Origin of the sequence: Actinoplanes sp. TFC3 (assembly GCF_001553785.1) — a bacterium.
Taxonomy (GTDB): Bacteria; Actinomycetota; Actinomycetes; order Mycobacteriales; family Micromonosporaceae; genus Actinoplanes.
This window is the reverse complement of record NZ_LOJP01000002.1, coordinates 1,027,602-1,040,859: the sequence shown is the minus strand read 5'-3', so window position 1 is coordinate 1,040,859 and position 13,258 is coordinate 1,027,602. Positions and strand designations below refer to the sequence as shown.

Genomic DNA, 13,258 nt, shown 5'->3' with positions numbered 1-13,258 from the left:
TAGGTCAGCCACTGAGCTTTCGAAGGGGTCCACTCATGCGCAGGTCGATCGCCTATCCGCTGGCAGCAATCGGAGCGATCGGCTCCACGCTGGCGGTGTCGTCGCCCGCGCTGGCCCACGGATACGTTTCGGCCCCGCCGAGCCGGCAGGCCCTGTGCGCTTCCGGTGCCGTTAAGGATTGCGGCCAGATCCAATTCGAGCCCCAGAGCGTCGAGGCCCCCAAGGGCCAGACAACCTGCAACGGCGGCGTCGCGCAATTCGCTGTGCTGAACGACAACAGCCGCAACTGGCCCGCGAAAACGGTGGACAAGAAGGTCACCTTCACGTGGGTCATGACGGCTCGCCACCGCACCAGCAACTGGGAGTACTTCATCGGTGGCAAGAAAGTCGCCACCGTTGACGGGGGCAACCAGCAGCCGGATGCGGTGGTTACGCACAATGTGGATCTGAGCGCTTTCCCGGGCCGGCAGACCGTGCTTGCGGTATGGAACATCGGGGACACGGCGAACGCCTTCTACAGCTGTGTCGACCTGAATGTGGGCGGCGGCGGTGCCACTACGCCCGCCCCGTCACCCACGCCGAGCGCCACCAAGCCTCCCGTTGTCGCGCCGTCGCCTACCGCTACTGCTACCGCCACTGCTACGCCTACGAAGTCGCCCTCTTCTTCGGCTGCTGCTCCCACCGGTGCTGAGTGGGCGCCGAATGTTGCTTACAAGACCGGCGACAAGGTGACGTACGAGGGAGAGAAGTACGAGTGCCGCCAGTCCCACTCGTCGCTGCGTAGCTGGGAACCGTCGGTGTACACCCTCGCCCTTTGGCTTCCCCTGTGAAGCGCTTCGTCGTAGCGGTGTCGGCTGCCCTCTTGCTTGGCGCCTGCGGAACAGCCCCGCAAACCGCCGGCCCCGAGGTATCCCCTTCCTCGGTCAAAGCCGGCGTCGTAGCGGGAGCCGAGCACAACGACATCGACGTGATGTACCTGCAGATGATGGTCGCCCATCACAAGCAGGGCCTCGAAATGGTCCGCATCGCCGAGAAAAGTGCGGATCGCGATGACATCGCCACCCTGGCCAAAGCCATCGACGCCACCCAGTCCGACGAAGTCACCCTCATGAAAAAGTGGCTGACCGACTGGAAGCAACCCACCACCGTGGACCACGCCCCCAACGCCCACGCCGACCACGGCGGCCTGCCGGCAACAGGCCCCGAAGAGATCGACGCGCTCAAGAAGGCCTCCGGCACCGCTTTCGAGACGGCGTTCCTGAACCTTTTCGTCGCCCACCAGCACAACGCCGTAGAAATGGCCCAACTGGAAACATCGCAGGGCGACAACAAGGAAACAAAAGCTTTCGCCGACCGGGTACGCGAAAGCCGCACCGACCAGATCCAGCAAATGCTCACCATGATGAACGCCTAGATTTTCTGACCGGCATCCCCAGGCCGGCCCTCGGGCTGGCCGCCGGTCGGGCTGGACGGGCCGCTTCGGTCTCCCCCTTCAAGACTGAGCACGCCCGGGCAACTCCGGCCGGTCCGCCCCCTTCAGCGGACCGGCCGGAGTTCCTTGCGTCTATGGGTCGGCGGCCGTCTCGCAGCATCCAGACAAGGTGGTTAACGCCTTCATCTGCCGAGTAGACGCCGTACCCTCGCCTTTAAGTCCTCGCGGTCGTCAAAGCCCATCATTCGTGCGCGATCGTATAGATCATCCAGCCGATCGCGAGTGCGGTGCCCTAGGTCAAGCCAGTCCGACAATCGTTGGAGTTCTGGCTTGTTGAGGTTGCGAACCGATGGCAAGATTTCCGCAACGGTCTCGGGAACTCGCATCTCGTTGCGTACGGGCTCGTTGCAGCGCTTGCATTCGGCGCGCAAGTTGTTCAAGTCGCTTGAGTCTCCCTGAGCTGCCCGAGGCCTGATGTGGCCCGCTGTGAGGTAGGCAGTACCGAAGCCGTCAGGGTAAGGCTCGTTGCCGCCGATTCCGCAGACGACGCATCGCCATCCATCACGATCCAGGACTTGACGCCGCGTTCGTTCCGACACCACGTTACGAGGTGGCCGGGCTCCAAGCGCCGGATGCCAGCCCTTAGCGTCCAGTCGATATGTAGCGGAGGGCAGGGTTCGGTCATCCTTATTTGAGGGAACTTCCCAGTCGTCTTTTCTAAGCTCGCGGAAGCGGCGGTTAAGGCGCTCCTGCTCGTTCGGCACGACCTCACTGCCGAGGGCCTCACGCAGCATGCGGATGTTAAATCGATCGCCGATGTCGAGATTGAAGGCCATCCAAGCGGCGAGCTTCTGTTCCGCCCCGAAAGACTGCTTTCTCTTTCCAGGCGCAACCTCCAGCTCCCACCAGAGCCGCAACTGGCCACTACGGCCCTCCTCGGCGAAGGCTTCCTTAGGGTAATCCTCGTGCTCTGGATCGAACATCAGATATTTGTAGCCTGTGTACTGGCCTACTCCGTCGTTCGGGTCGCCCTCATGGCTGGGCGGCATGTTCGATCCGGGATGAAGTTCAGCCATCAGGCCGCAGATTGCCGAGCTCTAGGACCACGGGCAACGGCACGCTCACTCAACTGATGTTGGAGGGCCGTTCAAAATCTTGGTAAGTGACGTTGTATCGGTTATCGAATCACCTGGCTGCCAGCGTCTAACGTCAATCCCGCCGATCACGGTGACTGGACTATCTGAGTTCGCTTCCGCCGGCGTTACGCGGACCGGTACAAAAGTTCCAGGGAGCGGATGTGGCAGTTCGAGGTCCTGAGCTGCTCGCTGGGCTGCGAGTCTTATGCCGCTGAGCAGGAGAAAGCCTTCCTTGGCTAAGATGTCCGCTGCGCCGCCGTTAGCTCGGACACGCTTCATGCTGTCCTTCTGCTGAGCCGTCGCCTCGATGGAGGAGCGGTTCACCCGCCGGCCCTCTGCGCGGCGCATGAGCTCGGCAACCCGCCACTTCCCTGGCGACACCGCCGCGATGGCTGCCTGATCCTCAGGCGAGAGGCAGAGCAGCGTGTTCTCCGGAAGCGGAGCGTCTCTAAAGAGCCACTTGGCGTTCTCAAGGTGATTCCTCGTGATCGTGCGCTTGAGATCGCGGTTAGGGGCGTTGAGATATTCGAGCTTGGTTCGGATGACTCCGAGAGACCAGCGCGCCGTCTCGTCATCGGCATGGATGAGCATGCAGAGCTTGCCTTGCGCTTCCACCGGGATCATCCACCCGCCGAAGCGCATTGAGTACTTAGCGTCGACGTCGTACCCGGCGATGGAGAAGTCGAGGTCGACCCCGTCTGCGTACTTGAACCGGCGCTGCATGTTGATTTCGACCAGCGTCCCGATGTGGGTTCGCTCCGTCTTGGCTAGGCGGTCGATGCTGTAGCGGCCTGTGCGCTGCCCGTCGTAGATCTGGTCGAACGTGTCTCGCAGCACTCCTGCGGTGGAGGCGCCGTGGGGATCGAGTACGAGCAACGCCGCGGCTACCGCCTCAACCTCAGGGTCAGGCTCAGAGATGGCGAACAAGCTTGGAACCACATCACTCATACTCATCTCTCCCGGCGTCGAGGATGGTTCTGGCTAGTCTTAATGGTTCTTGTCGTGCGACTTCGCTAAGGTCGAACGCGTGTTCGACCTTGGCAAAGCAGCCTGTACCCGGGCAACTGCATCCTCCAGCGTCTCGTGCTCCCAGATACGCACGACGTGCCAGCCGGCGTCGGCAAGTGCGGTGTTTGCCCGCACGTCCCGCTCCATGTTCCGGCGCAGCTTAGGCGTCCAGTACCACTCGTTCGTGTTCGGTTGCCGCCCATGCTGAGGACATACGTGCCAGAAACAGCCGTCCACGAACACAGCAACCTTGCGTGCCGTGAAAACGATGTCTGGGCGGACGCGGACCTGGCCGGAGAAACGCAAGAGCAGGTCCTTGCGGTAGCGGTAGCCAAGTCTGTGCAAGGCCGACCGCAGCACCGTCTCCGGTTTGGTGTCTTTCCGGCGATTCGCCTGCATATTTCGCGAGCGGCCAGCATTCAGAGGAGCCGGATAGAGCCCTCTTTCGTGTGCCTTCTTGCGCACCTCTTCGGCGTCACCCTTAGACACGCCGCGCACATCCGTAAGCGCTGCTCGCTGGGCGCTGCTTCATCTGAGGCAAGATACTCGTCAGGGCCGGGCCTCGTGCCTAGCCCTGGAAGGAGGCCACGTGGACAGCTTTGAGGTAGTTGAGATTTGCGCAGGGGCCGGCGGGCAAGCCCTTGGCCTCGAAAAGGCCGGCTTCGAGCATGCCTTGGCAGTCGAACTAGATAGGAATGCGTGCGACACGCTCCACGAGAACCGCCCGGCATGGAAGGTCGCTCTGGGAGACGTGGCGAGTGAAGATACTTGGAAGCCGTCCGACTACGAGGGCGTTGACCTCCTGGCGGGTGGGGTTCCGTGCCCTCCGTTCACGATCGCCGGCAAGCAGCTGGGTGCTACGGATGAGCGAGACCTTTTTGCATGGGCGGTTGAGCTAGCTGGCACCGTACGGCCTCGGGCTCTCCTTCTAGAGAATGTGCGTGGCTTGAGCATGCCCCGTTTCGCGGGCTATCGGCAGCACGTTCTTGACCGCCTGGCATCGCTTGGCTACGTCGCGTTCTGGCAACTGCTTCAGGCATCTGACTATGGCGTGCCACAACTTCGTCCCCGATTCGTCCTCGTGGCTCTGCGTCCCGAGGATGCGCCGTACTTCCAGTGGCCCGAGCCGGTGGAGCAAACGCCCACGGTGGGGGAGGCCATCGGTGATCTGATGGCCTCAAATGGCTGGGAGGGCGCTAAGGCATGGGCGAAGCGTGCGAATCGGATTGCTCCCACAATCGTGGGGGGCTCGAAGAAGCACGGCGGCGCTGACCTCGGGCCAACACGTGCGAAGCGGGCTTGGGCCGAGTTGAGCGTCGACGCTCTTGGAGTTGCCGACGAAGCGCCTATGCGGGGTGCAACCATCCCTGAAGGGAAGCCGGGGCCGAAGTTGACATGCGAGATGGTTGCCCGCATCCAAGGCTGGTCTGATGACTACGAGTGGACCTTTTCTGGTCGCAAAACCACTAAGTACCGCCAGATCGGGAACGCCTTTCCTCCTCCGGTTGCTGCAGCCGTGGGCCAATCAATCATGCGAGCGTTCAAGCGTGTTGGCGTTCCGCAGCAGCGCGAATCCGTTGAGCATGACCCCATCTACCGGGTCCTGCGCGAGACCGACGGGTTTGTCACGTACAACCAATTAGTTCGTGCGGTTGGCCGGCCTATCGAGGCCCCGGAGCTCGAACGCCGCATGAGTCTCCTCGGCCAGGACTTCCACATCGAGGTCAACGAAGACAAGACGCTGCCCGCTTACAAGCTTGGTGATTTTCGTGCTTTTGTCGGGCAGCAAGATCACGATCGGCACGAGCTCTTCATGAAGTATCAAGCGCGCATCAGCTGACGATGTGACTTTCGGTGCGCCTGCGGGAAGCGGACCCTTCCCGCAGGCGATGAAGTTGGCGTTCGACCTAGGCTTGACACCCAACTGATTTTCCCGGCTGACGATTCCAGCGGGTACTAGCTGGTGGCTCTTCGGTCGAGCGTTGCTAACACCAGCTCATTCGCTTGCGTCGCCGTGAGTGGCGGGCTGTTACAGTCGCGAGCCGTGACCGCACCTGACTGGTTCAAAGAACGGCTGGGCTGGAAGCAAGCCACCAAGAAAGCGACTCCGCGCTGCGAAAAGTTTTTCGGGGTCGGCCTCGGGCCTAACTTGGCAGATCTATCTGGATCATCGAGTACCCGCATTGCTGGTGCTGTGTATGAACTGCTAGGTGTTCCCAAAGACCAGGTCGTCAATTTTGACATCGGGGCCGTTGAAGCGGCCAAGGAAAGCGCGGCAGCCGCGGTGACCTTTGGTGAGGCAGAGGCGGTATCCAAAAAAGTAGAGGCTACTGGCACTCAGTTGGAGCGAGGACTAGCTGCAGATCTCAAGCAGGCGCTCTACAAGCGTACGCCGGACGCCGACTCAGCAGCACAGCCCGCAAAGATGGTTCGTTACGCGCCAAGGAGAGGCAAACCAATTCACGCAGTATCAGCATCTTGCAGATTTGCAGAAGTTGCTCATCGAGGAACCAACGCTCCGGACTGCGGTGGGACGGGACTACCACGTCAAGCCTGACATCATGATTGGCGTTCCAAGCCAGTGGACGGGAACCGCTCAGTACACCTTGCATGCGGCAGTATCGTCGAAGCTAACGATTCGGTCGGATAGAGCGCAGAATATTCGCGTCGAGTTCGGCACACTGGTGCGCAATCGGCGTGGACGACTTCCGCACCTCGTCGTCGTTACAGCTGAACCTCTTCCCAGCCGCATCATCTCGATCGCTCGCGGCACCGGCGAAATTGATGCTATCTACCACTTACTGTTCGATGAGATGAATGAGGCGATGGACGCGCTTGCGGCCGGGAGTTCCGCACTGAGAAGTCAGGCGGACGACTGGCGCGAGATGGTGGATATGCAGCGCGTCCGCCCCTATGGTGAGCTCGCCGACGTGCTGGCGCTGGGATAGTCGCTCATGCACTTTGAGGGCGCTAAGCCGGCAAGCAGTACGTCGAGCAAGAGCCCGTCGGCGCGGTTCGATAGCGTGAACGCAGCTGGCTGTAGGGGTGGAGGGACGCACGTGGAGCTGTTGCACTCGGGGAAGGTCCGGGAGGTCTACGCGGACAAGGACGACATCGTTCTGGTCGCCTCGGACCGGATCTCGATCTACGACGTCATTCTGCCCACCCCGATCCCCGACAAGGGCAAGATCCTCACCCAGCTGTCGCTCTGGTGGTTCGAGCAGCTTGCTGACGTCGTGCCGAACCACATCATCTCGGCCACTGACGTGCCTGAGGAGTGGGCGGGCCGGGCCGTACGCGTTGAGCGCCTTGAGATGGTCATGGTCGAGTGCATTGCCCGGGGGTATCTGGCCGGCTCGGGGCTTAAGACGTACGAGCGGGACGGGGCCATTTGCGGGGTTGAGCTGCCTGCTGGACTGATCGAGTCCTCGAAGCTGCCGGAGCCAATCTTCACGCCTACGACCAAGCAGCCGCCGGGTCAGGGCCATGACGAGAACATGACGTACGCCGAGGTTGAGGCCAAGGTAGGCGCGGACCTGGCCGGCGAGCTCAAGCGGATCACGCTGGAGGTGTACCGGCGTGGGTCTGAGGTGGCTGAGCGCAGCGGGATCATCATCGCTGACACGAAGATCGAAGTCGGGCTGTCCAAGGGTGGCAGGCTCACTCTTGGAGATGAGCTTCTTACTCCGGATTCGTCCCGGTTTTGGGCTGCTGATGAGTGGAAGCCCGGCACCGCTCCCCGCTACCTGGACAAGCAGTTCCTACGCAACTGGTCCGCCAACTCCGACTGGGACCGCACGCATCCGGGACCGGAGATCCCTGAGGACGTCGTCGACGCCACCCGCAACGTGTACATCGAGGTGTACGAGCGGCTGACCGGCGACAAGTGGCGCTAGCGTTCCTCACCTACCGGCGAGGTGTCCGGAGTGCGAGCGTCTTCGTCCGCGGCGTTTCCGGCCTGCAAAGACTCTTCATTCCGTACGATCTCAGCGGCCTCTTCGCTCGACTTTGGCTCTAGCTGCTCGGGCGAGTGTTCGGTGGGGTTCGTCATGGTGAAGCGCTACCCGTGCGACGCGATGTGAAACTTCCACAGGTCAGCCAGCGCTTCATCCGCCGGCGGGCGTACCTGCTGACCTGAGGCGAAGATGTGGTTCCAGTGGTGGCCGGGGACTTCCGCTAACAACTCGGCCAAGGGTAGGCGGTCGGCTACCGGTAGCACCCGGTCCCACAGGATGTCCGCGTAGTACGTCACCTTAAGCGGGTCGCCGGCCCAGTGGGGTGCCGGAAAGATGAGTCCATCGGCTAGGTGGCCGGCGGCGATGATGCCCCTGCGGTTGTTCTGCCTCAGGAGAAAGACTTCGTCACCTGCGGACGTACCGGATCGCCTGGAGCCGAAGCTCCAACGGCCTTTCACCGGGACGCCTGCCGCCGTGGACGCTATGTCGTTTTCGTAGTTGGTCTTGAAATAGCCGGTGTCGCTGCCGTCCCACGTGAGGATGAAAGTGGTCATTTGACGTCCGCCGCGATTCTGGTGGCTACGTGGTCGATGAGCCGGCGCAGATCGGCACAGTAGGCCGAAGGGTTCTTAAAGCCGGCGCCCGCGCGGTAGCGGTGTGCGTAGTGGCCGGCGCCGCAGATGTCGTGGACGGGGCAGGCCAAGCACGACGGTGCTAGCGCCTTCAACCCTGCCTGGCGCGCGACTATGCCGGGGTGGCGCAGGGCCTCGTCCAGCGCATTGTCGAACACGTTGAGGCCGGTTGCGGCCGCGCCCTGGTAGGCCGATTTGAGCGAATCCACCTGTTCGATGGTGCCATCCGACTCGATGACGACGACCGGCGCCGGGCTGAGCCCCACCTGATCGGAGCGGCTGGTACCACCCAGCACCAGGTTGATGATCTCCTCGAACAGCCTGATTCCGGTTTCCCGCGTTGGTGCGGAATACCAGCGGTCGAACACGGTGATCATCCAGTCCGCATATCCGGGGCCGGGCGGGTGCTCCCAGTTCGCGTGGGGCAGCAACAAGTCGATCGTGGGTGGCCGGTATTCGAGCAGCGCCTCGTACACGTCCACCGGATCCGCTGACACGTCTACTGTGCACAGAATGCCCCCGTACGCGGGGTGATCGGCCAGCAACCGCAGCGCCCGGTCGACGAGAACATGGCTGCCCCGGCCGTCCCGGTGCCTACGTCGGCGATCGTGCTGGGCGGCCGGCCCATCCAGGCTGACACCGATCCGCACATCATGGTCCGCGAGCGTGGTCAGCATCTGCGGGGTCAGCAGGGCGCCGTTGGTTTGCAGGCGGAACGACACGCTGGGCAGGGTCGCCCGGAGGTCACCTATTATTTTCACCAGCGCGTCGCGGCCGGCCAGCAGGGGTTCGCCTCCGTGCAGGACGACGTCCGCGTGCTGCGGGTCGTGCTCGGCGATGCGCCGGGCGGCCGCCTGCCAGACCGCCGGGGACATGGCCGCCGGACGGTCGCGCCAGCTCTGGTCGGCTAGCTCGTAGACGTAGCAGTAGTCACAGGCGAGGTTGCAACGCTGATGCACCTTCATCACGAATTCGCGGAAGGCCGGCACCCGAGAACTCTAGCTCCGATGAGCGGCCGCGCGGCCAGGCTGCCCCGGACCCGCAGGCATCGCAGCTGAGCTGTTCACCACAGTGGGCGCACCAGTCGTTGCTGCGCCGCAGATACCAGCCGAGGACTATGCCGGTGAGCAGGCAGATGAGCCCGGTGACCGCCGCAATCATCAGAAGCTCAAAGCCGCAGCGCCGTCGCCGCCGACCTTGGGGCGCCGGATCATCAGGCCGTGTTCCTGCCGGCGGTCCAGGGCGGGGTCTTCGTCGGCGCGAGTGGTCACGTAGGAAGCTGTGAAGGTGTCCACACCGGTGCCGAGGTGGGTGCCGGGGCGATAGGTCACGGTCACCGCCATCGGCGATGCTGCCTCGATGACGCCTGCTCGCCAGCCGTCCCGGTAGACCCAGACGGGGTCTTTCTTGTGGTAGCTGTCGGCCGGGGCCACCTCTGCCGGGTCTCGCTGCGGCGGGGCGATGGTCGGGGTGGACATCGAGAGCCTCCTGCGTCCGGGATTGACTCGGTCATCGGGTGGTTCCCTAGGCGCTGGGGGTGTGATTCGCCAGAACAGCCAGACTTTTCAGCACGCTGTGTCAGCGCATCACCCACCGCCTGTCAGCTATCATGCTCGGGATCGAGTGCGTTCGCAAGGCCGGATGCACGTGCATCCGGCTCGTGCGTATCGACGCAGGGGATAGCCGAACGTTCGGTTTTCCGTCGGGCGATCTCACCCTTAGGATGCATTGGGCAACGGATCTGCAACTTGCAGCTTCGTCGAGACGCAAGGACAAGGAGCAGGGTGAGCGCGGGTTCGCAGGAGGAGGCGCCGAACAGCGGCCCCACCGTGCTGCGCATCCTGCTCGGTGCGCAGTTGCGTCGGCTTCGGGAAGGCAGAGGGATCAGCCGGGAAGACGCCGGCTACGAGATCCGCGCCTCCGGGTCGAAGATCAGCCGCATGGAGTTGGGCCGCGTCAGCTTCAAGGAGCGCGACGTCGCTGACTTGCTGACCATGTACGGCGTCAAGGACGCAGCCGAGCGCGAGGCGCTGCTGGGCCTGGCGCGCCAGGCGAACAACCCCGGCTGGTGGCACCACTTCGGCGACGTGATGCCGTCATGGTTCCAGTCCTATTTGGGACTCGAAGCCGCCGCGTCACTGATCCGGACGTACGAAATCCAATTCGTCCCGGGTCTGCTGCAGACCCCGGAGTACGCCCGCGCCGTGATCATGCTCGGACACGCCGGAGCGACAGCCGACGAAATCGATCGCCGGGTCGAGTTGCGCCAGCAGCGGCAGCAGTTGCTCGACCGGGCCGAGGCGCCGCAATTGTGGGCGGTCATCGACGAAGCGGTGCTGCGCCGGCCCATCGGCGGCCACGACGTCATGCGCGGGCAGATCGAGGCGCTTATCGAAGCGTCGAAGAAGCCGAATGTCCGGCTCCAGATCATTCCGTTCAACGTCGGTGGTCACGCCGCGGCGGGCGGCCCGTTCGCCATCCTGCGCTTCCCCGAGCCGGAGCTGCCCGACGTGGTCTACGTCGAGCAGCTGACCAGCGGCATCTATCTGGACAAGCGGGACGACGTCGACCAGTACGCGATCGCCATGGAGCGCGTCTGCATCGACGCCGAGCCGCCGAACCACACTCAGGAAATCCTCGGCAAGCTACTGCACGAGATCGGCCGCCCGGCCTGACGCAACCGGCCGCCCACGATCCTTCGTTGTGGATCAATAACTCTCAGTGATTAATTCAATCGGGTGACACCCTTTTGACGGATGCGTGTCACCCGAGCAGGTAGTCGAAATCCCCATCGCGCACGCCGCCGAGGAAAGCCTCGATCTCCGCTGGCGTGTAAATCAGAGCCGGGCCCTCCGGGTCACGGGAATTCCGGAACGCGACGCTGCCATCCGGCAGGGTGGCGCACTCGACGCAATTGCCGCTCGGGTTGCTCCGGCCACTCTTTCGCCAGGTCGCATCCTGCAGCTGCCCGGCGGGCATGCCGTTGAAAATGCGCGTCATTCTTGGCTCCCTAACGGTGAGACCGGTCCGAAGACCGGCGATGTGTGTCACGCGCGGCAGTCTGTTGTGCAAATGCACGTGCATCCGGCCTTGCGTTCTCACATGATTGTGAGCATGATAACGCACGTACCCCACTCGGTGGGGGTCACGGAGGGTGACATCTTTGAGTGACGGGTCGGTCGCGGAATGGCCTCGGCGGCCCCTGACGCGAGGCTCTCTGGCGGGAGCGTCCGAGCGGAGGAAACGCATGCCGGTCCCGAACATCCGGCCCGAGCCCTGGGAACCCACCGACCCTGAAGCCACCGACCCCCAGCGCCGCGGCAACCCGGCCCTGGTCTACCGCGACGAGCAGCGCACTGACGGAATGCAGGCGGCATCAACTCGCGCTACTACGGTGTCGCATCGCTTCGGCGGGGTGCGGCATGCGCTGACCCGCAAGGATGGTCCTTCTTCGGGAGCCGGCCTTTCGCCTTCGCCGTGGCCAGACGCTCCGGCTGGGTCGGGTTCCTCGCCGGGTGCTGCGTTCGACGATGACGGGGGTGATCCCCACGCGAGTAACTGAGCATGTCCACTGCGCGCGCCGTCGCTTGCCTGCCGGCTCGCGTTGGTGGGCCCCTGGGTCGCCGGTCATCCGCCGTGGACGGTTGCAGCTCAGCGTCGCCCGCTGGCCGGTACACGTCTTCGAGGAAACCGACTACTGCTACGGCATCGGCCCGTTGGCCCTCCGCCTGAACTGGGTCGAATGGGGCAAGCCGATCCCCTACGAAGGAGACACGTGGCTCGAAGTGTCCGGCACAGTAATCGAAAACCGCACGGGCGAAGCGGGACAAGTAAGGCAAGTACTGGTGCGTGCGGGCAGACTTCCGCACCCTCCGATGCGTAGGAGACCCCGCCTTCGCCCCTGAAAGCGTCATAGCAGGAAAGAGCGGCGCCGTTCACGGCGTCGCTCAAAGTGCGCCCAGCTCCCGTTCACGGCGCGGTAGTTGCGACATCACCGATCGGAGCTCCGTGGCGCGCAGCCCGGACCCCGGCCGGGCGGTCCGGTTCCCCCGTGCTGGATCGCTCGGCCGGCTGGCTTTGCGGCTTCTGCCCCGCCGTGCATTTCCCAGATGAAGATCTAGCTGTCGTACCTGGTTGCAGGGTGCAGACCGCAACTCCCGTCGAGGCCGGGCCCGGCCGGCCAGGCGCCTGGCGGCGCAAAAGCAGCCGTCCGACCCCTTCATTCTGCGTGAGTGGGTAAATCAAAACCGGACACGCCGCACCAGCCCTGCTGAACCATCCCCAGGAGGTCATTCCCTGGGATTCGTGGTGATCGGCTTGCGAGCTGCACCGGCCCAGTAGTAGGTCGACTCGGCATCTTTCACCGGCTTCTCCGGGCGCCAGGCGGGCACCGGGACGAGACCCGGGTCGAGCAACTCCCAGTCGCCGAAGAACCGCGCGATTTCTTCCTTCGTACGGGGAACCAACGTCATTCCTGCCCCCCGCGCAGCCGCCACCGCCTCACCCACCGCATCCGGATTGAAGTCCGCAGTGGGATGGGTGATCGCGAGAACGCTGCCGGGCGGCATCGCGTCGCGTAGGTGAGCCACCTGCGCCCACGGGTTCTCCTCATCGGCCAGCAGCATGAGGATCGCAATCATCGTGAGCCCTATCGGCTGCCCCAAATCGAGCGTCTCCCGCAGAACCTTTTCGGTCAGAATCGTTTCCGGCTGCCGGAGGTCGGCGGCGACGTACTCAGATCGGCCCTGTACGTTGCTCACCATGAGCGCCCGAGCGTGGACGAGCACGATGGGATCGTTGTCCACATAGACCACCCGGGTGTCGGGCGCGGTCTGCTGGGCCACATCGTGCAGGTTGGGCCGGGTCGGGATGCCGGTGCCGATGTCGAGAAACTGGCGGATGCCCTCGCTGTTGACCAGCGCGCGGACCACTCGGTGCATGAACGTGCGATTCGCCGAGGCCATCAGACGCAAGGTCGGGATGGCCCGCAGCATGGCCTCACCAACCTGCCGATCCGCAGCGAAGTTGTCCTTCCCACCCAGCCAGTAGTCATAGATGCGGGCCGAGTGCGGCAGGTACGGATTGACTTCCATG

Annotated in this window: 14 protein-coding genes; 6 read left to right on the top strand and 8 right to left on the bottom strand. The window is 63.6% G+C overall.

All coding sequences use genetic code 11. The features are described 5' to 3' along the window. Positions 1 to 35: 35 nt before the first annotated feature. Positions 36 to 830: a lytic polysaccharide monooxygenase gene (locus tag TFC3_RS31905; RefSeq protein WP_067509368.1), complete on the top strand. Its 795-nt coding sequence runs from the start codon at positions 36 to 38 to the stop codon at positions 828 to 830. Then, a complete protein-coding gene (locus tag TFC3_RS31900) occupies positions 827 to 1,414 on the top strand; it encodes a DUF305 domain-containing protein (protein ID WP_067509367.1) in 588 nt (195 codons plus the stop codon). The genes TFC3_RS31905 and TFC3_RS31900 overlap by 4 nt, the downstream gene beginning before the upstream one ends. A 200-nt stretch (positions 1,415 to 1,614) precedes the next feature. Here the strand turns inward: TFC3_RS31900 and TFC3_RS37555 are convergent, their stop codons facing one another. Genes TFC3_RS37555 through TFC3_RS31890 form a run of 3 tightly spaced genes read right to left on the bottom strand, consistent with a single transcriptional unit; the run spans position 1,615 to position 4,065 of the window. Next, on the bottom strand, positions 1,615 to 2,508 hold the full coding sequence (locus TFC3_RS37555) for an HNH endonuclease (RefSeq protein WP_153040560.1): 894 nt from the start codon (positions 2,506 to 2,508) through the stop codon (positions 1,615 to 1,617). Between the two features lie 45 nt (positions 2,509 to 2,553). Then, entirely contained in the window at positions 2,554 to 3,516 is a 963-nt protein-coding gene (locus TFC3_RS31895; RefSeq protein WP_067509363.1) for a NaeI family type II restriction endonuclease, read from the bottom strand. A gap of 39 nt (positions 3,517 to 3,555) precedes the next feature. Beyond that, positions 3,556 to 4,065, bottom strand: a complete 510-nt coding sequence (locus TFC3_RS31890; RefSeq protein ID WP_236718572.1) for a very short patch repair endonuclease — start codon at positions 4,063 to 4,065, stop codon at positions 3,556 to 3,558. A gap of 100 nt (positions 4,066 to 4,165) precedes the next feature. Here TFC3_RS31890 and TFC3_RS31885 point away from each other — a divergent pair, with 100 nt between their 5' ends. From TFC3_RS31885 to TFC3_RS31875, 3 genes are all read left to right on the top strand, one after another. Beyond that, positions 4,166 to 5,416 (top strand): DNA cytosine methyltransferase, encoded by a 1,251-nt coding sequence (locus TFC3_RS31885; RefSeq protein ID WP_067509360.1) that lies wholly within the window; start codon positions 4,166 to 4,168, stop codon positions 5,414 to 5,416. Between the two features lie 517 nt (positions 5,417 to 5,933). Next, positions 5,934 to 6,524, top strand: a complete 591-nt coding sequence (locus tag TFC3_RS31880) for an NgoMIV family type II restriction endonuclease (RefSeq protein ID WP_153040559.1) — start codon at positions 5,934 to 5,936, stop codon at positions 6,522 to 6,524. 111 nt (positions 6,525 to 6,635) lie between these two features. Then, positions 6,636 to 7,472 carry a phosphoribosylaminoimidazolesuccinocarboxamide synthase gene (locus TFC3_RS31875; protein ID WP_067509356.1) on the top strand — a complete coding sequence of 279 codons (837 nt, stop codon included), beginning with the start codon at positions 6,636 to 6,638 and terminating at the stop codon, positions 7,470 to 7,472. 164 nt (positions 7,473 to 7,636) lie between these two features. Here the strand turns inward: TFC3_RS31875 and TFC3_RS31870 are convergent, their stop codons facing one another. The 3 genes from TFC3_RS31870 to TFC3_RS31860 all read right to left on the bottom strand — a co-directional run bounded on the left by TFC3_RS31870 (position 7,637) and on the right by TFC3_RS31860 (position 9,642). After that, positions 7,637 to 8,086, bottom strand: coding sequence for a hypothetical protein (locus TFC3_RS31870; protein ID WP_067509355.1), 450 nt, complete (start codon positions 8,084 to 8,086; stop codon positions 7,637 to 7,639). Next, the gene (locus TFC3_RS31865; protein ID WP_236718570.1) at positions 8,083 to 9,153 is read right to left on the bottom strand and encodes an FxsB family cyclophane-forming radical SAM/SPASM peptide maturase; all 1,071 of its coding nucleotides are present in this window, start codon (positions 9,151 to 9,153) and stop codon (positions 8,083 to 8,085) included. Before TFC3_RS31865 ends, TFC3_RS31870 begins: the two co-directional genes overlap by 4 nt. 171 nt (positions 9,154 to 9,324) lie before the next feature. Next, a complete protein-coding gene (locus tag TFC3_RS31860; RefSeq protein ID WP_067509353.1) occupies positions 9,325 to 9,642 on the bottom strand; it encodes a hypothetical protein in 318 nt (105 codons plus the stop codon). 306 nt (positions 9,643 to 9,948) lie between these two features. On the opposite strand from TFC3_RS31860, the gene TFC3_RS31855 reads away from it, so the two are divergent. Beyond that, positions 9,949 to 10,839 (top strand): helix-turn-helix transcriptional regulator, encoded by an 891-nt coding sequence (locus tag TFC3_RS31855; protein ID WP_067509351.1) that lies wholly within the window; start codon positions 9,949 to 9,951, stop codon positions 10,837 to 10,839. An 88-nt stretch (positions 10,840 to 10,927) separates the two neighbouring features. On the opposite strand, the gene TFC3_RS31850 is transcribed toward TFC3_RS31855, so the two are convergent. Both TFC3_RS31850 and TFC3_RS31845 read right to left on the bottom strand, forming a co-directional pair. Beyond that, a complete protein-coding gene (locus TFC3_RS31850; protein ID WP_067509350.1) occupies positions 10,928 to 11,164 on the bottom strand; it encodes a DUF397 domain-containing protein in 237 nt (78 codons plus the stop codon). 1,289 nt (positions 11,165 to 12,453) lie between these two features. Next, complete coding sequence (locus TFC3_RS31845) at positions 12,454 to 13,257, bottom strand: SAM-dependent methyltransferase (protein ID WP_082772698.1); 804 nt, start codon at positions 13,255 to 13,257, stop codon at positions 12,454 to 12,456. Between the last annotated feature and the right edge of the window lies 1 nt (position 13,258).